The organism is Shewanella chilikensis (genome assembly GCF_002836945.1).
Taxonomy (GTDB): Bacteria; Pseudomonadota; Gammaproteobacteria; order Enterobacterales; family Shewanellaceae; genus Shewanella; species Shewanella chilikensis.
This window is the reverse complement of sequence record NZ_NIJM01000030.1, coordinates 30,811-49,022: the sequence shown is the minus strand read 5'-3', so window position 1 is coordinate 49,022 and position 18,212 is coordinate 30,811. Positions and strand designations below refer to the sequence as shown.

The window sequence follows — 18,212 nt, the reverse complement described above, 5'->3', positions numbered from 1 at the left end:
GATAGCGATTAGCCTGGTATAGGCGGTTAGCGGATTGCTGGGTTTATAGCGCCGTTATGCAGGGTTCAAATCCCTGCTCCTTTGCCATATTCAGAGAGGCCCGCTTGTGCAAACAGGCGGGCTTTTTCGTATCTCGGTTTTGATGATAGCGATTAGCCTGGTATAGGCGGTTAGCGGATTGCCGGGTTTATAGCGCCGTTATGCAGGGTTCAAATCCCTGCTCCTTTGCCAAATTCAAAGAGCCCCGCTCGCGGGGCTTGGTTATGGAATGATTCAAATAACAGCTTAAGACTGAATACTGGTTTGCAGCGCAGCAATAGGCTGTTTTTGTGGTATGGCCCAGATACTGTCAGCCGGACCCTGGGTCGCTCGTTTAAAGGTTTTGAGCGCGCCAAAGGCAAAGATGGCGGCAAAACCGAATGCGGTAAGATCCACCGCCCAGGTGCCTGGGGTCTCCGGTGCCCAAATTTCAAGACCGGGGGCCAACAACGCCAGGATGGATGTCAGCGGCATTGCCAGACAGACCAGCGCCGATAGCGCTTGCAGTGTTACCGCGGCTCTGGCAGCACCACGCCAGAAAGCATAAGCCAGGGCGATAAGGAAACTGGCGTAGTAGCTCCACAGATACAGATGATTGATATTTTCTACATGAGCATATCCCCATTTACCCAGCAACATGGCCAGCGCAACGCCTAACATTGAACCCAAGCAAATTCCTACAGTAGCGGCTCCAAGGAGCCTGACTCTTCTTGGTTGCTCTGGAATGGGCTCCCCCTTGCGCTGTTTACTGCGGCGCTTTTCCAGCCAGAGCAGATTACCGCTGTAAAACAGCATGGCACCACTCATTCCGAGGAAAAAATAAAGCCAGCGACCGGGATAGCCGCCGTAGGAGCCAAAGTGCAGTCCAAAGAATACCGAAACCATCCGGCCCCAAACGCCTTCTTCCCCCGGAGTAAAGGTGCTGTTGCCCACCTCAAGGGTGTAGGGGTTGATATAAAGAAAGTCTCCTATCGGGCCGCGCATCAACGCTTCTTCGTTATACATGGCCATCCGGACCATGGGAGCCGGAGTATCCATGCCCACATAGGTCAAACTGAGTGCCTGATAACCGGGCGCGAAGCTTTCGGCCCGAGCAACCAGTTCTGTTACCGGGGGCAGGGTGCTCAGTGAGCGCACTTCGCCCTTGGGCGCTTCGCGGTTGAACATCGGCTTATCGCCATAAACAAACTGCCCCAAGGCGCCGTACAATTGATCGTGAAAGACAAACACCACCACGGTCAAACTGATAATGATATGAAATGGCAGGGCGGTGATGCCAAGCAAATTGTGGCTGTCGAGCCAAAAACGATTGGGCCCTTTCTTGCGCCTTAAGGCAAACAGCGTTTTCACCAGAGTTGGCAGCAGGAAGATCACCCCGGAAACCAATGCCAGAAAATAGAGAATGCCGGCAACCCCCATAAAATAAGCACCGAGCTGCTCGTGTCCCATATCACCGGGAATACCGCCGGTGCGGTGCAGCTCGTCTATCAAGCGTGCCAGTTGGCTCTTGGGTTCCTTATGGGAGATGAGCTCACCTTGATGGTTTAAACCAGCATGCCAAAGCTCATCGCCCAGACCCCATTGCCGCTCACTGCCGGAGGCGTACCAACTCAAAGGCGAATGCTTGTCGCTGGCAAGATGAAGGCTGAAGCCCTTACTTAACTCAGGGTGTTGCGCTCTGGCTTCGCTGAGTAGTTGGTCCATCTGTTCCAGTTTCACCTGTGGCAAAATGGTTTGCGGTGGTGATGACCAGGCGGCAATCTCTTCCTTGAACATGGTCAGGGCGCCGGCATAAAAACCGATAAACAGTAAAATCCCGGCGAGTATGCCCACCCAGGTATGAAGTGTTTGATAAATTCTGAGAATATCGCTGCGGATCTGCATTTACTTAACCCACCATAGCAGCAGCCATGCAAGCACGTTGGCCGCCATTAGCCAGAAAATGGCGCGGCGGGCACTGTAGAACAAATAGCTGAAGCTGAAGAATGAAAGCCAGAGTGGCGCTATCAGCCACATATTGAATTGCACCTTATCTTTGGCATCTATTCCACCAGGTCCCACCCAGGCAAAGATACCACTGAGTGCCACTGCCAGGGCAAAGCCCAGCAAGGCGCCGGCAAGGGTTTTTCCCAGCCAGTCAGGACGGATTTTATCTTTTTTAATGGTTGTCATTCGTTGTCTCCCTTGAGCAGGGAAATGAAGGGCAGGGAGCCCAGCAGCATGGAAAGCAGCATTAGCCAAAAAAACAGCGCGGCTGAGGCCGTCAACAGTAACCCCCAACCGAGCAGAGTCAGCAGCATTAATAAAGTGCCCAGCAGTTTGGCCTGCCAGGGCAAAGATTTGGCAAGCAATACCTGATGTTTACTGCCCAAATAGATAAGCAGCGAACCCAGGGCCATCGTCAGGATCAACAGGAGGTACCACATGAGTTGCGATGTCCGAAGAATTGGTTTGATAAAGAATCGCAACATAGCACAAGTATCAGCCCTATTAAATGATATTTATTCCCATTTACAATTAGGGCCAACTTAAATACAAGTTACTGATATCATAGATTAACCCTATTCAAATCGATGAGGAGTTTATGTGTTACTCCACATAAACCCTGAGGAAATAAAACCGGGGATGCAGCCCTTATGATCTCGGCAAGAAAGTTAAACAGCTATGTGGAGAAGGCACTTCATTTTTGATTGACGGCTGTTTTTTAAAAGATGCTGCAAGCCTTTTCTGGGAACATAACCAAAGGAAAACCTAGTATGGAAAGCACAAAATCTCAGGAATGTCGTTCACTGTTCAAGACATTGTTGAAGTCACTGCGATTACCGGATCTATTTGACGGGCAAATGGAAACTTAACCTCTGGATGACTATGTTAAATAGAGTAAAGCGTCCGAGTTTCTGGTTGTTTCAGATCAGCCATCTAAAAGATGTAGAGACAATTGCGGTGCAGCAAGATTATCGGAAAACCCATAAGCTATGGCGGGAAACCATTAGCCAACCCGCTGGGCAATCAACTAGTCTTGATGACTGTCAGTAACAACCGAGTGTAGTTACAATCAAAGCAATGCGAAAAATTAGTCTCAAAAGTTGAAGCAAAACCCGAGTCAACACAACGAGAGTGGACTTAACTCAATTCAGGACATTCTTGCCGAGCATGTTTTACATGAAACAGCTCCATGATGCGGGTGCATGGATTTGTGGGGCAAACAGGGAAAGCAGAAAGGGTATGTAGATAGATTCACTCGGAACAAATTTAACATAATATACATTGTGCGCATTTATATGTGTAGCTGTTTGAAATCTGAGGGTTATTACCGGTAATCCTTGGGTTTAAGGCGATTTCCTCCCTGAGCCACCTTAAACCTCTAAGCAATATTCTTGGATTAACTCTCAATTCCCTGAAGTCTATCCAGTGGCTTGGCGGATGCACTCTGGTGTCTTTCCTCTTGGCTGGTGTGCAGGTACTGTGATGTTGTGTCTATGCTTTCATGACCGGCGTCGGCCTGCACATGGGATAAAGGTCGGCCATTGAGATTGATGTCATGGGTGATCCCTGTGTGGCGGATGCTGTGCGCAGTGAGCTGCCGCATTTCATTGGCTTCACGGATAAAGCCATCTTTCTCGGCATCGTCGGCGGCGCAGTTGATCAAAAACTGAATTTCATCCCGCAATTGACGTATGCCGAGGTTGGCATTGAGCTCGCCACTTTCCCGACCACGGCCGGCGGCTCGATGCCGTATAAACAGCGGCGTAGTTTCATTGGTTTCGGGATAATCGCTCAGCCCCAAATGGCGCCGATAACTTTGCAGTGATTGCAATAACGCCTTGGATACGGCTACGTTTCTGGCCTTGCCGCCTTTACTCCTGGGAATATGAAAATACCAGATACCGCTGTGATTATGGCGCTTGAATTGACTCATGGTTGGCGCATAACCGGCACGAGCGGCAATTTCCGAGATCCGCAGATAACAGCCGTACATCAGGTTAATCAAGAACAGACTGCGTTGATGTTGTGCCGGCTCGGCTTCTGCCAGGCGCTGTACACAAGTCACAAGATAAGACCATTGCAGCTCACTGAACACCTTGAGTTGCTCTTCGGCAGGATCCACCCTGAACTTACTCTTATTGGCAAAGCGACTGTGATTGAGCCAGAGTTGCGCCGGATTGCGCTCACAATATTCTTCGCTCATAAGATAAGTATAAAATGATGAAAGTATTGCAATTTTTGTCTTTAAAGCATTATCACTCAGGCTGTAAGGCAAAGGTTTGCCGAGCGCCTTGCGACCAATAAACGGCCGCCAGTTGGGATTGGGCTCCCGGCTTTGACTGAGCTTATCCGTCTTAAATTGCGCTACATTGAAATAACCCACTAATTCTGTCGGTGGCGCCTGGCAATAAGCCACGTAACGACCCATTTCCCGTCGGCCCATATTGGCGGCAGATATACCTGCAACATCGAAACACCAGTGAAAAAAGGTCGTCAACTCGCTGCGATAAGCCTTGTAGTTGTTCTCACAGTCTCTTTGTTCATAGAGCCAATCGGTTGCATGCTCAAGCAAGAGACCCGCATCGGCCACTTTACCTAGGCTTAATTGGGTAATATAGCTGTTGACCACAGGGTTACCCTGCAAAAGCAAGTCTGCGCGGTCAAACAGTGGCATGGCTCTTAATGGCTGATTGTCTTCCAAGGTAAAGCCTATTCTATAGCAATGATTATTATAGATTTTACCCTTTTTTGACTGATGCCGATAATGTTATTTATCGGCACTAACCTCTGTTTCACATTGACTGCACTGGCGATCGCAATGGACTCTTTGCTTACAGCACCAAAGGCACAATTGCCAAACCTGCTTTTTGGATTGACTGTCGAGACAACGAAAATCCGCCGCACATAACTCACCCTTGTGGATCAACTCAGCCAGTTTGCCGACGGGTATCGCCATGCAGACCTCCTGATCAGTTTTATACGGTATTGTTCTGCTGTTGGCTTTCATTCTTTTACCTCTGATAATGAGAATAATTCTCAATATAGTGGATCCTGACTCTACTGAAAATCCCCCTATCCCACCATCAGCTAATTTTGTGAACTATTGCTAGCCCTTCTCGATGCTTGGACTACACTTTTGATTGGTAAATCAAAACTATTCAAATGATTGGAGTCAGACCGATGCGGATTGACACGGCCAAGAAAGGCCCGTTATTTGCCTCTAAGACAGCTTCAGCCCCCACAGATAATCTGCCCCCTTGGAAAATACTTGTGGTGGATGATGAGCCTGATGTGCACACAGTGACTAAACTTGCCCTCTCCCGCTTTAAGCTGGATGGCCGAGGTTTGAGCTTTATCAACGCCTATAGTGGCGAACAAGCCAAAGAGATACTGCAAGGCGAAGAGGATGTCGCCGTCGCCTTTATTGATGTGGTGATGGAAAGCGATCATGCCGGGCTTGAGTTGGTACGTTGGATCCGTGAAAGGCAAAACAACAAAGCCATCAGGCTGATTTTGCGGACCGGCCAACCAGGACAGGCACCTGAAGACGATGTGGTAGTCAACTATGATATCAATGACTATAAAGCCAAGGCCGAACTGGACTCCCGCAAACTGACAACCAGTGTTTACTCTGCCCTGCGCTCTTTCAGGGACATTACCGAAATTGAGCAAGCGCGGCAGATGCAGCTTAGTCATCGTCGTGGTTTGGAACGAGTATTGGAAGCCACCTCCGGTCTGTTTGAACTCCGCACTCTGCACAAGTTTGCTGATGGCTTGCTGACTCAGGTCGCCAACTTGTTGGAGTTAAAAGACACCACAACCATACTCGGTTGTAACGCTATGGATGCAGTGACTGAGCCCGGTGAAAACAAAAAAATTCAAATCATTGCCGCCACGGGCGAGTTTACCAACCACCACGAAAAGCCCTTGCCTGCAGAGATCCGCTCACTGATGGAAGAAGCTCTGAAAGAGCAGCGCTGTCTCTATCGTGATGACTGCTTTGTGGGCTACTTTCCGGCCAAGAATAACTGGGTCAACCTGCTTTATATGGATTCTGTCAGCCAGTTGACCGATCTGGATAAACAGCTTATCGATATTTTTGCCATCAACGTCGGGGTGGCGTTTGAAAACCTGTTGCTTAACCAGGAGGTGGAAGATACTCAGTCGGAGCTGATTCTACGTCTTGGCGATGTGGTGGAAAGCCGCTCCAAGGAAGCGGCCAATCATGTAAAACGTATGGCAGAATATTGCCACGCACTGGCACTACTTGCCGGTTTGCCGGAGACTGAAGCCGATTTGCTCAAGCGCGCTGCACCTATGCATGACATAGGAAAAATTGCCATTCCCGATAATGTGCTGCTCAAACCGGGAAAACTGGACAATATTGAGTGGGATGTGATGCGCCAGCACCCGATAATCGGCCATCAGATCCTGGCCAATTCTGAGCGGCCCATTTTAAAGGCCGCCGGCACCATCGCCCTGCAACACCATGAGAAATACGATGGTAGTGGCTATCCCAGAGGCCTATCGGGTGAAGAGATCCACCCTTTTGCCAGAATCGTTGCCATTGCCGATGTGTTCGATGCCCTATCCCATGCCAGATGTTATAAGCCGGCCTGGCCGCTCGATGAGGTGCTGAGTGAGATGCAATCCTGCAGCGGCAACCATTTTGATCCGGACTTTTTAAAGCTGTTTATCGATAACATAGATGTTTTCATCAAAATCAAAAACAGCTGGCGTGATGACGCGGGATCTTGAGTTATTGCCAATGGCGCGTCAATAAGGTGATTCTTATTACTCTTGCTTGTGACGGTCAGCAAGAAAGTCGAACCAAGTGGAGTACTGTTCTGTACCTTGCTGCCAACTGACAAACACCCGCCATACCATATAACCACTGCTGCAGGAGCCAAAAATCAGCTGGCCCTCAAATGTTTCCCCTTCGGTGGCAGATGGCGTCATGGGAATGACGCCCATAAACATATCTCTGCCTTCTACACGAAGTTTGAGATTGGACACCGGGCGATCAAAGCCAAGCTGCCAGTGAATAGGCTTTTCGCTGGGGGCATATTCTGGGTTTAACATCAGAGAGATCTGCTGCTCGCCCAATTTCTTAACACAAGCAGACACGGAAAAATCACACAAACTGGGATCGCTGACAGATTGGGTTACGTTGGGAACTTTAGCCTGGTCACACCCAAGAAGCGCAAACAAGCTGAAAACGGCGCAAAATAACTTGGAAAGAGTCGCACTGTGCATAAAATTTCACCTTATGCTGCAAGGTGTTAACATTCTATGGTCAAGTTTGATCTGGATCAACAATGTGTCTGGCAGATTGGTATCTTTTTTGATGTAGCTCAAGTATCATTGCATCGCCTGACGTTTTATTCCAAATATGCAGGTCAAGCCATTGACACAAGAGTGTGACTCTCATAGGGGACGCCTTCACTCGAGTCATTTTATAACAGGTAAAGGCCAGTCCTTTACTGAACAACAAGTAAAAGTAATAAGCAGTGGAAGCAATATGATGAACCATTCCCAGCCAACAGGCGCTGATTACAATTACACCGTTGTCCGCCAATTTGCCTTAACCACAGTTTTGTGGGGCATTATTGGTATGTCATTAGGTGTACTTATCGCGGCTCAGTTAATCTGGCCACAGCTGAACTTTGAGACTCCTTGGTTAACTTTCAGTCGTTTAAGACCGTTACATACCAATGCTGTGATCTTTGCGTTCGGCACATCAGCCCTTTTCGCCACATCCTATTATGTCGTTCAACGCACCTGTCAGACCCGTCTGTTTGCACCCAAATTGGCTGCATTCACTTTCTGGGGATGGCAAGCCATCATTCTCTCGGCCGTAATCACTCTGCCGCTGGGTATTACCAGCAGTAAAGAATATGCCGAACTGGAATGGCCTATTGATATCGCCATCGCCGTGGTCTGGATCGCTTATGCGACCGTGTTCTTCGGTACCATTATCAAACGAACCACTTCCCACATCTATGTGGCTAACTGGTTCTTTGGCGCCTTTATTATCACAGTAGCCGTACTGCACATAGTGAACTCCATGGCTGTTCCTGTCAGCCTGTGGAAGTCTTACTCACTGTATAGCGGTGCCGTCGATGCCATGGTGCAATGGTGGTACGGTCATAACGCGGTAGGCTTCCTGCTGACAGCCGGTTTCCTCGGAATGATGTATTACTTCGTTCCCAAACAGGCCGGGCGTCCCGTTTACTCTTATCGTCTGTCGATTGTCCACTTCTGGGCACTGATCGCCCTGTATATCTGGGCCGGTCCTCACCATCTGCATTACACCGCCCTGCCCGACTGGACTCAGTCTCTGGGTATGGTGATGTCATTGATCCTGTTCGCACCTTCTTGGGGCGGAATGATCAACGGTATCATGACTCTGTCCGGTGCCTGGCATAAACTGCGTACCGATCCGGTTCTGCGCTTCCTGGTGGTATCTCTGTCCTTCTACGGTATGTCTACCTTCGAAGGTCCTATGATGGCCATCAAGACAGTAAATGCTCTGTCTCACTACACCGACTGGACCATTGGTCACGTTCACTCTGGTGCACTTGGCTGGGTTGCCATGGTGTCTATCGGTTCTCTGTACCACCTGATCCCTGTGTTGTTTGGTCATGGCCGCATGTACTCAACCAAGCTGGTGAACCTGCACTTCTGGCTGGCGACTATCGGTACCGTACTTTATATCGTTGCCATGTGGATCTCCGGTGTAATGCAAGGTCTGATGTGGCGCGCAGTGAACGCAGACGGCACCCTGACTTACAGCTTTGTTGAAAGTCTGGAAGCCTCTTATCCGTTCTACTTCGTCCGCTTCCTGGGTGGTTGTTTCTTCGTAACGGGTATGCTGATCATGGCTTACAACGTGCTGCGCACTGTTTATGCCCCTAAAGACTCTCTGCCTGCCATCGCAGAAGCCAAAGCCGCATAAGGAGCAGTAACGATGAAATTCAATCATGAAATAGTTGAGAAGAACGTCGGTCTGCTGGGTATCTTCACTGTGATAGCCATCAGTATTGGTGGCCTGGTGCAGATCACGCCGCTTATCTTCCAAAAAGATACCACTGAGCCGGTAGCCGGTCTCAAGCCTTACACAGCCCTGCAGCTGGAAGGCCGTGATATCTATATCCGTGAAGGATGTAACAACTGTCACAGTCAGATGATCCGTCCGCTGCGCGCTGAAACCGAACGTTACGGTCACTATTCGGTTGCCGGTGAATCTGTTTGGGATCACCCCTTCCTGTGGGGTTCCAAGCGTACAGGTCCCGACTTGGCCCGTGTGGGTGGTCGTTACAGTGACAAATGGCATGAAGTTCACCTGATCGATCCCCGTGCCGTTGTTCCTCAGTCCAACATGCCTGCCTTCCCTTGGCTTGCTGAAAACACCCTTACAGGTGAATACACAGCCAAGAAAATGGAAGTGATGCGTGGTTTTGGTGTGCCATACGAAGATAAAGATATCGAAGGCGCCCAAAAAGCCGTTGAAGGCAAGACAGAACTGCAGGCGCTGATCGCTTATCTGCAGTCGCTGGGACACGCACTGAAATAAGGAGGCAAATATGGACTACGGCACTATACAAGGGATTATAACGCTGGTTTTGATCCTGGTTTTTGTCGGGATATTTGCTTGGGCATATAGCTCGCGTCGTCAAAAGCAATTCGACGAAGCAGCTAATCTGGTGTTTTCCGATGAGGAACAACACCAGAATGCGAAGGACTCAGGAGAACACAAATAATGTTAATGAGTAACTTCTGGAGTATCTGGATCACCGTACTCAGCTTACTGGTGATCGCAGGATGTTTTATTCTGCTACGGCTCTGCTCCAAAAACACCACGCCGGAGATTAAAGAAGGCGACCTGATGGACCACAGCTATGATGGTATTCAGGAGATCAACAACCCACTGCCTAAGTGGTGGAGCTATCTCTTTTATATCACCATCGTCTTTGGTCTGCTCTACCTGGTACTCTACCCTGGCCTGGGTAACTACAAAGGCCTGCTCGGCTGGAGTAGTTCCAACCAGAGCATAGGTACAGAGCAAGGCATCAAGGCCGACTCTGCCAAGGCGATTGCCGACGCAACAGAAGAAGGCCGTTGGGTACAGTACGATCAGGAAGTGAAGCTTGCCGATGAGAAGTACGGCCCTATCTTTGAAGCCTATAAAGCAACGCCATTGGCCGAGCTGGTTAAGAACGAAGAAGCTCTCAAAGTAGGTGGCCGTCTGTTCCTGCAGAACTGTGCCCAGTGTCACGGCTCGGCTGGTCGCGGTGGCAAAGGCTTCCCCAACCTGACCGACGGTGACTGGTTGTACGGCGGCGAGTTGGAAACCATCAAGACCACCATAATGAACGGTCGTCACGGTATGATGCCACCTAAAGGTGGTCTGCCTATCGATGACAGCGAGATTGAAGGTTTGGCCGAATATGTGATTAGCCTGTCCGGTCGTGAACACGACGCGGCTTTGGCTGCCAAAGGCCAGGGTTCATTCATGAAGGGCTGTTTTGCCTGTCACGGTATGGACGCCAAAGGCAACAAGCTGATGGGTGCCCCTAACCTGACCGACAATGTCTGGCTCTACGGCGGCAGCCGTGGCGTGATAATGGAATCCATCAAGAACGGCCGCAGTGGCGTTATGCCACCTTGGAAAGACGTTCTCGGTGAAGAGAAAGTTCACGTTATCGCCGCTTACGTATACAGCTTGTCACATCAGGCAGAGAAGTAAGTTCGCTTGACTTTTCAAAGGCCTCGATAATTTCGGGGCCTTTGTTTTTAAAAAACCGCTTTCGCGATAGAATAGCCGCCCAAATAGAATAGTAGGTAAACAGTATGAGCGCTCCACAAGCCTGGTATAAGCAGTTCTGGCCTTGGTTTCTTATCGTTTTGCCCATGTGCGCCGTTATAGCCAGTTTTGCCACTTTGCGTATTGCCCTCACCAACTCCGATTCCCTGGTTGCCGACGACTACTATAAAAACGGCAAGGCAATTAACCAGGACATCCACAAAATTCAATATGCCCGTCAACTGGGGATGCAGTTTTCTCTTGAATGGCATAATGGTGAACTCCTGATAACCCAACACGGCGGCCCGGAATATCTGGCGGCAATGAATCTGGAGTTTTACCACCCTACTCTGGCAGAAAAGGATTTTACCCAAATGCTGACGGCTGATGCCTCCAAGGTCTATCGCTATATCCCCAGTGAGTCGCTTGATGGCGCCTGGGTTGTGCGAATCGAAGGATTTGACCGTAAATGGCGTTTGCAGCAAAGACTGCAGATAGAAGCGGATAAAACCTACTGGCTCAATTGAGTGCTGTCATGACACATACAGTCTGTTTTCATTGTGGGGAGCCCGTGACCACGGGTATGCAGTTCAGTACAGTGATTGATGGTCAGGCTCAGCCCATGTGTTGTCTTGGCTGTCAGGCAGTGGCTCAGGCCATCATGGATGCCGGACTGACCAATTACTATAAATTTCGCTCCGAACCCGGCAGCAGGCAAAACGCTCTGGTGCCGGACGAGCTCAAGACCTTCAGTGCCTACGATCTTCCCGAAGTGCAACAGGATTTTGTGCACGATCAGGGCAATCAAACCTCAGTCTCGCTATCGATTGACGGCATTACCTGTGCCGCCTGCGCCTGGCTCATCGAGCATAAAGTCAAACAGTTGCCCGGCATAGATTCGGTGCAGGTTAACTCCACCACTCAAAGGGCCTTGATAAGTTGGCGTCCAGCCGACATCAAACTGTCTGAAATACTTAATCAAATCGGCCGTATCGGTTATCAGGCGGCGCCGTATCAGTTAGATGATCAGGAAGTTCAGAGTAAAAAGAACAGCCGTAAGTTTCTGCTGAGGCTTGGCTTGGCGGGCTTTGCTACCATGCAGGTGATGATGTTCGCCCTGGCGCTGTACGCCGGTTACTTTACCGGGCTTGAGGTGGAATATCGCGACTATTTCCGCTGGGTGAGCATGATGTTTGCCGCACCTGTGGTGTTCTATTCGGCGCAGCCTTTCTATTTCAGTGCCCTGCGGGCCTTGCTCGCAGGCAGGCTCAATATGGATGTGTCTGTCTCCATCGCCATCTGCGGCGCTTATATCGCCAGCTGTATTGCGACAATACAAGGCACAGGCGAAGTCTATTTCGAGTCTGTGTCCATGTTCACCTTCTTCCTGTTGCTTGGGCGCTATTTTGAACAGGCGGCACGACAGAAAGCCTCGGTCAGTTCGAGTAACCTGCATAAGTTGGTGCCCTTGACCGCCCAACGTATTGTGGATGATGGCAGCAACGAAGAGATCCCCGCCAAACGCCTGCAAATAGACGACTTGGTGCTGGTAAGGCCGGGGGAAGTGATCCCCGCCGACGGCTCGGTTGAGCACGGCCATTCTGCGGTCAACGAGGCCATGCTTACCGGCGAGCAGATGCCGCAGAGCAAACAGCCTGGAGACCAGGTTTATGCCGGTACCATCAACCAGGATCAACCACTGAAAGTACGGGTGAACGCCATAGGCCAGGATCAACTGGTGGCAGAAATCATCCGCTTGCAGGAGCTGGCCTCCAATAACAAACCCGCTGTCGCTATGACGGCCGATAAGCTGTCGCGTTATTTCACCGGCACCATACTCAGCATAGCGGCTATCACTTATCTGGTGTGGCACCAGTTCTCCCCCGAAGATGCTTTCTGGGTCACCCTGTCTGTATTGGTAGCTACCTGCCCATGCGCGCTGGCCTTGGCAACCCCGACGGCAGTGACCTGCGCCACTGCGCTGTTTACTCGCCTGGGGGTGATTACCCGTAAAGCGGGAGTGTTTGAAAAGTTGCCGCAAATTGATGCTGTCGTCTTTGACAAGACAGGCACCCTGACCTGTGGCAATCTGACCTTGTTGGAGACCAGCATCACCAAAGGCCGTGAGGCTGAGTATAGCGAGTTGCAGGTACAACAATTGGCGGCAGCGCTCGAAGCAGGTTCATTGCATCCAATAGCCCTGGCTTTTAGCCCTTATGGCGGCGCACTTGCAGCGGAAGACGTGCATCATCAGGTGGCTCGCGGCATTAGTGGTAAGATCAATGGCCGTGATTTTAAGATAGGCAACGCCGAGTTTGTCGGAATCGAGCTTGCCCCGAGCGAGCAGCAACAGGTGTTCCTCGCCGATGAGCAAGGCTTGGTGGCCAGTTTTATTTTGCAAGATAGGCTCAGAGAAGACGCCAAAGATACTGTGGATGCGCTCAAGGCAAACAATATCCGTCTGGCGATTGCCAGTGGTGATACCCGGCCCCATGTCGAGTCCCTTGCTCGGCAAGTGGGCATAGCTGAAGTGCACGCAGACATGAGCCCGGCAGCCAAACTCGACTATGTACGCCGTTTGCAACAACAACATAAGGTGGCCATGTTCGGCGATGGCATCAATGATGCCCCTGTGCTTGCCGGCGCCGATCTCTCTATCGCCATGGGCAGTGGCACGGCGCTGGCGAAAAACAGTGCCGATCTGATTCTGCTTGGCGACCATCTATGGCGTTTTACCCAAGCCATAGCGGTTGCTCGCAAAGCCAATCGTATCATTCGCCAAAATCTTGCCTGGGCTTTGGGATATAACCTTCTTATACTGCCTCTGGCCGTAACTGGTCATGTTGCACCATATATCGCCGCCATCGGCATGTCGGCCAGTTCGCTGATCGTTGTCAGCAACAGCCTCAGACTTCTCAGGGTCCGCTTATGAGTATTATCTACGTACTAATCCCCATTGCCATGTTGTTTGTGCTGATTGCTGTTGGTGTGTTCTTCTGGGCGGTAAAATCGGATCAATTTGATGATCTCGAGCGCCACAGTGTGTCGATTCTGTTTGATGAGGAACCAACGAACAGCAAGACTCAACAGGAACAGACTCAAACGGCTGAAGCTCAAGTCACTCAAGCTCCTCAGGATAGAGGCAATGGAATATAACCTCACCGGCGCCTTTTTGGTGGGGCTGATGGGAGCCGGGCACTGCTTTGGTATGTGCGGTGGTTTGGTGGGCGCCTTTTCCAGCCAGCTTCCCGCCGCCCGTCGAGGCCAGAATCCGCTGGCGCAACAACTCTCGTTTCTGCTTCCCTATAATCTTGGCCGTATTCTCAGTTACAGCTTGGCCGGTGCTTTGGTGGGCGGTTCTGCCGCCGGGCTTGGCATGCTGTTTGATATTGATATTTATCTCTTGGTGCTCAGGCTCATTGCCGGTGTGATGATGATCGCCATGGGTCTTTATATTGCCCGCATTTGGGTAGGGCTGGTGCAGATTGAGCGCCTGGGTCAGGGATTGTGGCGTTTACTTAAACCATTGTCCCAAAAAGTGTTACCCGTGACTCACCCCGGGCAGGCTTTATTGGCTGGTATGGTATGGGGCTGGCTACCTTGTGGCCTGGTATACAGTACTCTTACTTGGGCCGTAGCCAGTGGCAGCGCCAGCCAGGGCGCGCTTATTATGCTTTGTTTCGGTTTGGGAACATTACCTGCCCTGCTCAGCGCCGGTGTTGCCGCCAAGGCGCTGGCCGACTGGGCTCAAAAGCGCGCCGTACGCTTGATTGCCGGTTTACTCTTGGTTGGATTCGGGATCCAAACACTCTATATTGCTCTGGCTCAGCTCGACTAGCCGGGGTCAGTGAATTGGTTTAACATGGGAAGAGTCGCTTTACTTGAGAAAGACTATGACAATAGACAACAACAAGCATCGTCGCCCTGCTGCCGGGGGCTGTACCATTCATTGTCATGATTGCAGCATGGGGACCTTGTGTATTCCCTTTACGCTCAACACCAATGAGTTGGATCAGCTTGACAATATTATCGAACGCAAGAAACCCATTCAGAAGGGTGAACAGCTGTTCAAGTCCGGAGATCCACTAAAGTCTCTATATGCTATTCGATCCGGAACGATTAAAAGCTATACCATCACAGAACAGGGTGATGAGCAGATCACCGGCTTCCATCTGGCCGGTGATGTCATAGGCTTTGACGGTATCCATGCCCAATCACACCAGAGTTTTGCCCAGGCCCTGGAAACCTCTATGGTCTGTGAAATCCCCTTCAATACTTTGGACGAACTCTCAGGCACCATGCCCAAACTCAGGCAGCAGATCATGCGCCTGATGAGTAATGAAATAATGAGTGACCAAGGGATGATCCTGCTGCTAAGCAAAAAGAATGCCGAGGAACGCCTGGCCGCTTTCATCAGTAACCTTGCGGCCCGATTCGGTAGCCGCGGCTTCTCTCCCAGAGAATTTCGCCTCACCATGACCCGCGGTGATATAGGCAACTATCTCGGTCTCACAGTGGAAACCATCAGTCGTTTGTTGGGACGGTTCCAAAAGGCCGGACTAATTGAAGTGAAAGGCAAATATATCACTATACTGGATCTGGAAGAGCTCGACAGGTTGGCTGGAGCTGCCCGGATAGCAAGATAGCAAGCGATTCAATATATTGATCTCAAGCAATACAAATCACAGCCAATATCGCATGATATAGGTATATCCTGCGGAATAAGGAAAAAGCCATGAGGGACTATCAAAAGCTATTGGTCGTAGTCGACCCCACATCAGAACAGCAGCCTGCTCTTGCCCGAGCGGTGGAACTCGCCACCCGCAGCAAGGCCAAGATCACTGTGTTTCTGTCTATCTTTGATTTCTCCTATGAAATGACCTCAATTCTTTCCAATCAGGAACGTGAGGCCATGCGTCAAGGGGTGATTAACCAACGTAAAGCCTGGATTGCCGATCTGCTAAAACCACACCAGCAAGCCGGACTCGAGATAGACAGTGAAGTACTGTGGCACAACCGCCCGTTTGAGAGCATCATCAACTTTGCCATTCAGGGAGAATATGACCTGATAGTCAAAGGCACCCATGAGCACGACAAACTCAAAGCGGTTATTTTCACCCCCACCGACTGGCACTTGTTGCGTAAGGCTCCCGTGCCTGTGTTGCTGGTAAAACAGCATGACTGGCCGGTAAAAGGTAAAATTCTCTGCGCCGTCAACGTTGCCTCTGAAGATGAAGAACATCAATCCCTGAACGGCAAGATCATTGAGCATGCTCAGGAACTTGCAGCCAAGTTCGATGCCGAGGTGCACCTGGTTAACGGTTATCCTGGAACTCCGGTCAACCTGGCGATTGAACTGCCGGACTTTGATGCTCATACCTACAACGAAACCATTCGCATGCAGCACGAGCAACGGGTCAATTATTTGGCCAATAGCTACGGGGTCGATACCGCCCACTGCCACGTGAAAGAAGGTCTGCCAGAGGATGTTATCCCTGAGCTGGCAGAACAATTGGACGCCGAATTGGTCGTTCTCGGCACTGTGGGTCGTACCGGATTCTCTGCCGCGCTTATCGGCAACACAGCAGAACACGTGATAGATTCGGTCAACTGCGATCTGCTGGCGGTAAAACCCGACGGTTATAAGTCGCCTCTGGCCTGAGTCGCCCCTTTACCCGACCGGCTTTAGCTGGAATAATACGCGCCCTGAACCATAGTGTTACTGGGCGCTTATTTTTTATGTCTGAAGTTATGCAAGAGCTGGATAAGAAACAAATCACTCGTCTCAACAAACTGCAAAAGCGTTTACGCCGCGAAGTCGGCAGCGCCATTGCCGATTACAATATGATTGAAGAAGGCGATCGCGTGATGTGCTGCCTCTCCGGCGGCAAGGACAGCTATGCCATGCTGGACATTTTGTTGAACCTGCAGCAGCGGGCGCCTGTGCAGTTTGAAATTGTCGCCGTCAACCTGGATCAGAAACAGCCCGGCTTCCCGGAAGAAGTGTTGCCGGCCTATCTGGATAGTTTAGGTGTGGCTTACCATATTCTAGAAAAAGATACTTATTCGATAGTCAAAGATAAGATCCCCGAAGGCAAGACCACCTGCTCGCTTTGTTCCAGGCTGCGCCGCGGTACCCTTTATGGGTTTGCCCAGCGAATAGGTGCCACCAAGATAGCGCTTGGCCATCACAGAGATGACATCATAGAAACCTTGTTCCTCAACATGTTCTATGGTGGCAAGATGAAGGCCATGCCACCCAAGCTGTTATCGGATGACGGTGCCAATATGGTGATCCGCCCCCTCGCCTATTGCCGCGAAAAAGACATTGCCGAATACGCCAAGCTGAAAGCCTTCCCTATCATTCCTTGCAACCTTTGCGGCTCCCAGGAAAACCTCAAGCGCGCCGAGGTTAAGAATATGCTCAAGCTGTGGGACAAACAGTTCCCCGGCCGCATTGAAACCATCTTTACTGCGATGCAAAATACTGCGCCATCCCAAGGCGTTGATAGAAACGTGTTTGACTTTATGGCACTGGAGCGTAATCCGGATGCTCCTGCCAGCGGGGAAGTTGCCGAAGCCGATTTGCCTGCCTTTGACTTTATGGATGTCAGCAACAGCGGCCATATCGATCTCGATAATGCAGCCAAACATGCAGACTCGAGTCAGCGTATAGAAGTAGTGGGTGTCTATCAGCCCTGATCAAGCAATTATCCGAACAAGCCGCCTTTGCTTGTTCGGAGCCATTACTGCATCTTACGACGGTCATTAAAAATACGAAATACCGCCAGCAGCTGAATGGCTTTGCGCCGAATGGCGAATTTCAGCAGCAATGGGGCTGGAACAAATCTGCCCCATCCCCTGCAACTTGGCTGGATTATTGACTACGGTGGAACTTGGCGTCCTGATCGAGACACCACTGAGCCGAAGAACTCTTGTTTTCATTGGGGCGTCCGGTTAACAGCTCTCCCTGTTCATTGATGTAATAGACAAAAGCTTTGGCATCACCCAGCTCATCCCAATACAGCATGGCTTCATCTGCTTCAAGGCCTTCGCAAGTCGTGATTTTGTCTCCAATGGATTCAACATAAGCACTGCCCTTTATCTGACTCAGCGGCACGCCTGTACATTGGTTATTATCATAGAGGTTAGCCACACTATAGTAGCGGTTTTCCTCAAAACGCATGACAAACTCCTTACCCAGTTTTTCGTCACTGAGACAACCGGTTGTCCACTCCCCTTTGAGTCTGTCCGGCATGGTATCATCGCCATGGAACACCAGGAAACCAAGCGTCGCCGCTAAAATAAGCAGCAACATCACACTTAAAGACTTGAGCATCAACACTTCTCTGACAAAGGATTTGTCAGGATAGTACTCTGC

General features: G+C 50.4%; 18 protein-coding genes. 12 read left to right on the top strand and 6 right to left on the bottom strand.

Annotation, left to right across the window (positions count from 1 at the left end; genetic code table 11):
* Positions 1-285: 285 nt before the first annotated feature.
* The 4 genes from CX651_RS12685 to CX651_RS12670 all read right to left on the bottom strand — a co-directional run bounded on the left by CX651_RS12685 (position 286) and on the right by CX651_RS12670 (position 4,699).
* Positions 286-1,923, bottom strand: coding sequence for a PepSY-associated TM helix domain-containing protein (locus tag CX651_RS12685; protein ID WP_101056345.1), 1,638 nt, complete (start codon positions 1,921-1,923; stop codon positions 286-288).
* Entirely contained in the window at positions 1,924-2,211 is a 288-nt protein-coding gene (locus CX651_RS12680; protein ID WP_028779881.1) for a hypothetical protein, read from the bottom strand.
* Complete coding sequence (locus tag CX651_RS12675) at positions 2,208-2,465, bottom strand: hypothetical protein (RefSeq protein ID WP_101056344.1); 258 nt, start codon at positions 2,463-2,465, stop codon at positions 2,208-2,210. Before CX651_RS12675 ends, CX651_RS12680 begins: the two co-directional genes overlap by 4 nt.
* A gap of 956 nt (positions 2,466-3,421) precedes the next feature.
* Positions 3,422-4,699 carry a tyrosine-type recombinase/integrase gene (locus CX651_RS12670; RefSeq protein WP_101056343.1) on the bottom strand — a complete coding sequence of 426 codons (1,278 nt, stop codon included), beginning with the start codon at positions 4,697-4,699 and terminating at the stop codon, positions 3,422-3,424.
* A 506-nt stretch (positions 4,700-5,205) separates the two neighbouring features.
* Here CX651_RS12670 and CX651_RS12660 point away from each other — a divergent pair.
* Positions 5,206-6,783 (top strand): DUF3369 domain-containing protein, encoded by a 1,578-nt coding sequence (locus tag CX651_RS12660; protein ID WP_101056342.1) that lies wholly within the window; start codon positions 5,206-5,208, stop codon positions 6,781-6,783.
* Positions 6,784-6,819: 36 nt separating this feature from the next.
* Here CX651_RS12660 and CX651_RS12655 read toward each other — a convergent pair whose 3' ends face one another.
* Positions 6,820-7,281 (bottom strand): hypothetical protein, encoded by a 462-nt coding sequence (locus tag CX651_RS12655; protein WP_101056341.1) that lies wholly within the window; start codon positions 7,279-7,281, stop codon positions 6,820-6,822.
* A 265-nt stretch (positions 7,282-7,546) separates the two neighbouring features.
* On the opposite strand from CX651_RS12655, the gene ccoN reads away from it, so the two are divergent.
* From ccoN to ttcA, 11 genes are all read left to right on the top strand, one after another.
* On the top strand, positions 7,547-8,983 hold the full coding sequence (ccoN, locus tag CX651_RS12650) for a cytochrome-c oxidase, cbb3-type subunit I (RefSeq protein ID WP_028779894.1): 1,437 nt from the start codon (positions 7,547-7,549) through the stop codon (positions 8,981-8,983).
* A gap of 12 nt (positions 8,984-8,995) precedes the next feature.
* The gene (gene ccoO / locus CX651_RS12645) at positions 8,996-9,601 is read left to right on the top strand and encodes a cytochrome-c oxidase, cbb3-type subunit II (protein ID WP_025010382.1); all 606 of its coding nucleotides are present in this window, start codon (positions 8,996-8,998) and stop codon (positions 9,599-9,601) included.
* Between the two features lie 10 nt (positions 9,602-9,611).
* Positions 9,612-9,788 (top strand): CcoQ/FixQ family Cbb3-type cytochrome c oxidase assembly chaperone, encoded by a 177-nt coding sequence (locus CX651_RS12640; protein WP_039032950.1) that lies wholly within the window; start codon positions 9,612-9,614, stop codon positions 9,786-9,788.
* 5 nt (positions 9,789-9,793) lie between these two features.
* Entirely contained in the window at positions 9,794-10,774 is a 981-nt protein-coding gene (ccoP, locus tag CX651_RS12635) for a cytochrome-c oxidase, cbb3-type subunit III (RefSeq protein ID WP_101056347.1), read from the top strand.
* A gap of 104 nt (positions 10,775-10,878) precedes the next feature.
* Entirely contained in the window at positions 10,879-11,358 is a 480-nt protein-coding gene (locus CX651_RS12630) for a FixH family protein (protein WP_101056340.1), read from the top strand.
* A gap of 8 nt (positions 11,359-11,366) precedes the next feature.
* Positions 11,367-13,763, top strand: coding sequence for a heavy metal translocating P-type ATPase (locus CX651_RS12625; protein ID WP_101056339.1), 2,397 nt, complete (start codon positions 11,367-11,369; stop codon positions 13,761-13,763).
* On the top strand, positions 13,760-13,987 hold the full coding sequence (gene ccoS / locus CX651_RS12620) for a cbb3-type cytochrome oxidase assembly protein CcoS (protein WP_101056338.1): 228 nt from the start codon (positions 13,760-13,762) through the stop codon (positions 13,985-13,987). Before CX651_RS12625 ends, ccoS begins: the two co-directional genes overlap by 4 nt.
* On the top strand, positions 13,977-14,669 hold the full coding sequence (locus tag CX651_RS12615; protein WP_101056337.1) for a sulfite exporter TauE/SafE family protein: 693 nt from the start codon (positions 13,977-13,979) through the stop codon (positions 14,667-14,669). The genes ccoS and CX651_RS12615 overlap by 11 nt, the downstream gene beginning before the upstream one ends.
* Positions 14,670-14,724: 55 nt before the next feature.
* On the top strand, positions 14,725-15,477 hold the full coding sequence (gene etrA, locus CX651_RS12610; RefSeq protein ID WP_025010389.1) for an electron transport transcriptional regulator EtrA: 753 nt from the start codon (positions 14,725-14,727) through the stop codon (positions 15,475-15,477).
* Positions 15,478-15,566: 89 nt separating this feature from the next.
* On the top strand, positions 15,567-16,493 hold the full coding sequence (gene uspE, locus CX651_RS12605) for a universal stress protein UspE (protein WP_039032955.1): 927 nt from the start codon (positions 15,567-15,569) through the stop codon (positions 16,491-16,493).
* A 77-nt stretch (positions 16,494-16,570) separates the two neighbouring features.
* Positions 16,571-17,533: a tRNA 2-thiocytidine(32) synthetase TtcA gene (gene ttcA, locus CX651_RS12600; RefSeq protein WP_101056336.1), complete on the top strand. Its 963-nt coding sequence runs from the start codon at positions 16,571-16,573 to the stop codon at positions 17,531-17,533.
* A gap of 175 nt (positions 17,534-17,708) precedes the next feature.
* On the opposite strand, the gene CX651_RS12595 is transcribed toward ttcA, so the two are convergent.
* Positions 17,709-18,170 (bottom strand): hypothetical protein, encoded by a 462-nt coding sequence (locus tag CX651_RS12595; RefSeq protein ID WP_146226000.1) that lies wholly within the window; start codon positions 18,168-18,170, stop codon positions 17,709-17,711.
* Positions 18,171-18,212: the final 42 nt, after the last annotated feature.

Excerpts from the sequence above, each read along its gene's own strand:
- CX651_RS12685 (WP_101056345.1), bottom strand. The coding sequence starts at position 1,923 with ATGCAGATCCGCAGCGATATTCTCAGAATTTATCAAACACTTCATACC.
- CX651_RS12680 (WP_028779881.1), bottom strand. The coding sequence starts at position 2,211 with ATGACAACCATTAAAAAAGATAAAATCCGTCCTGACTGGCTGGGAAAA.
- uspE (WP_039032955.1), top strand. The coding sequence starts at position 15,567 with ATGAGGGACTATCAAAAGCTATTGGTCGTAGTCGACCCCACATCAGAA.
- ttcA (WP_101056336.1), top strand. The coding sequence starts at position 16,571 with ATGTCTGAAGTTATGCAAGAGCTGGATAAGAAACAAATCACTCGTCTC.
- ccoP (WP_101056347.1), top strand. The coding sequence starts at position 9,794 with ATGAGTAACTTCTGGAGTATCTGGATCACCGTACTCAGCTTACTGGTG.
- etrA (WP_025010389.1), top strand. The coding sequence starts at position 14,725 with ATGACAATAGACAACAACAAGCATCGTCGCCCTGCTGCCGGGGGCTGT.
- ccoN (WP_028779894.1), top strand. The coding sequence starts at position 7,547 with ATGATGAACCATTCCCAGCCAACAGGCGCTGATTACAATTACACCGTT.
- CX651_RS12630 (WP_101056340.1), top strand. The coding sequence starts at position 10,879 with ATGAGCGCTCCACAAGCCTGGTATAAGCAGTTCTGGCCTTGGTTTCTT.
- CX651_RS12660 (WP_101056342.1), top strand. The coding sequence starts at position 5,206 with ATGCGGATTGACACGGCCAAGAAAGGCCCGTTATTTGCCTCTAAGACA.
- CX651_RS12615 (WP_101056337.1), top strand. The coding sequence starts at position 13,977 with ATGGAATATAACCTCACCGGCGCCTTTTTGGTGGGGCTGATGGGAGCC.
- CX651_RS12670 (WP_101056343.1), bottom strand. The coding sequence starts at position 4,699 with ATGCCACTGTTTGACCGCGCAGACTTGCTTTTGCAGGGTAACCCTGTG.
- CX651_RS12625 (WP_101056339.1), top strand. The coding sequence starts at position 11,367 with ATGACACATACAGTCTGTTTTCATTGTGGGGAGCCCGTGACCACGGGT.
- CX651_RS12675 (WP_101056344.1), bottom strand. The coding sequence starts at position 2,465 with ATGTGGTACCTCCTGTTGATCCTGACGATGGCCCTGGGTTCGCTGCTT.
- CX651_RS12655 (WP_101056341.1), bottom strand. The coding sequence starts at position 7,281 with ATGCACAGTGCGACTCTTTCCAAGTTATTTTGCGCCGTTTTCAGCTTG.
- ccoO (WP_025010382.1), top strand. The coding sequence starts at position 8,996 with ATGAAATTCAATCATGAAATAGTTGAGAAGAACGTCGGTCTGCTGGGT.
- ccoS (WP_101056338.1), top strand. The coding sequence starts at position 13,760 with ATGAGTATTATCTACGTACTAATCCCCATTGCCATGTTGTTTGTGCTG.
- CX651_RS12640 (WP_039032950.1), top strand. The coding sequence starts at position 9,612 with ATGGACTACGGCACTATACAAGGGATTATAACGCTGGTTTTGATCCTG.
- CX651_RS12595 (WP_146226000.1), bottom strand. The coding sequence starts at position 18,170 with ATGCTCAAGTCTTTAAGTGTGATGTTGCTGCTTATTTTAGCGGCGACG.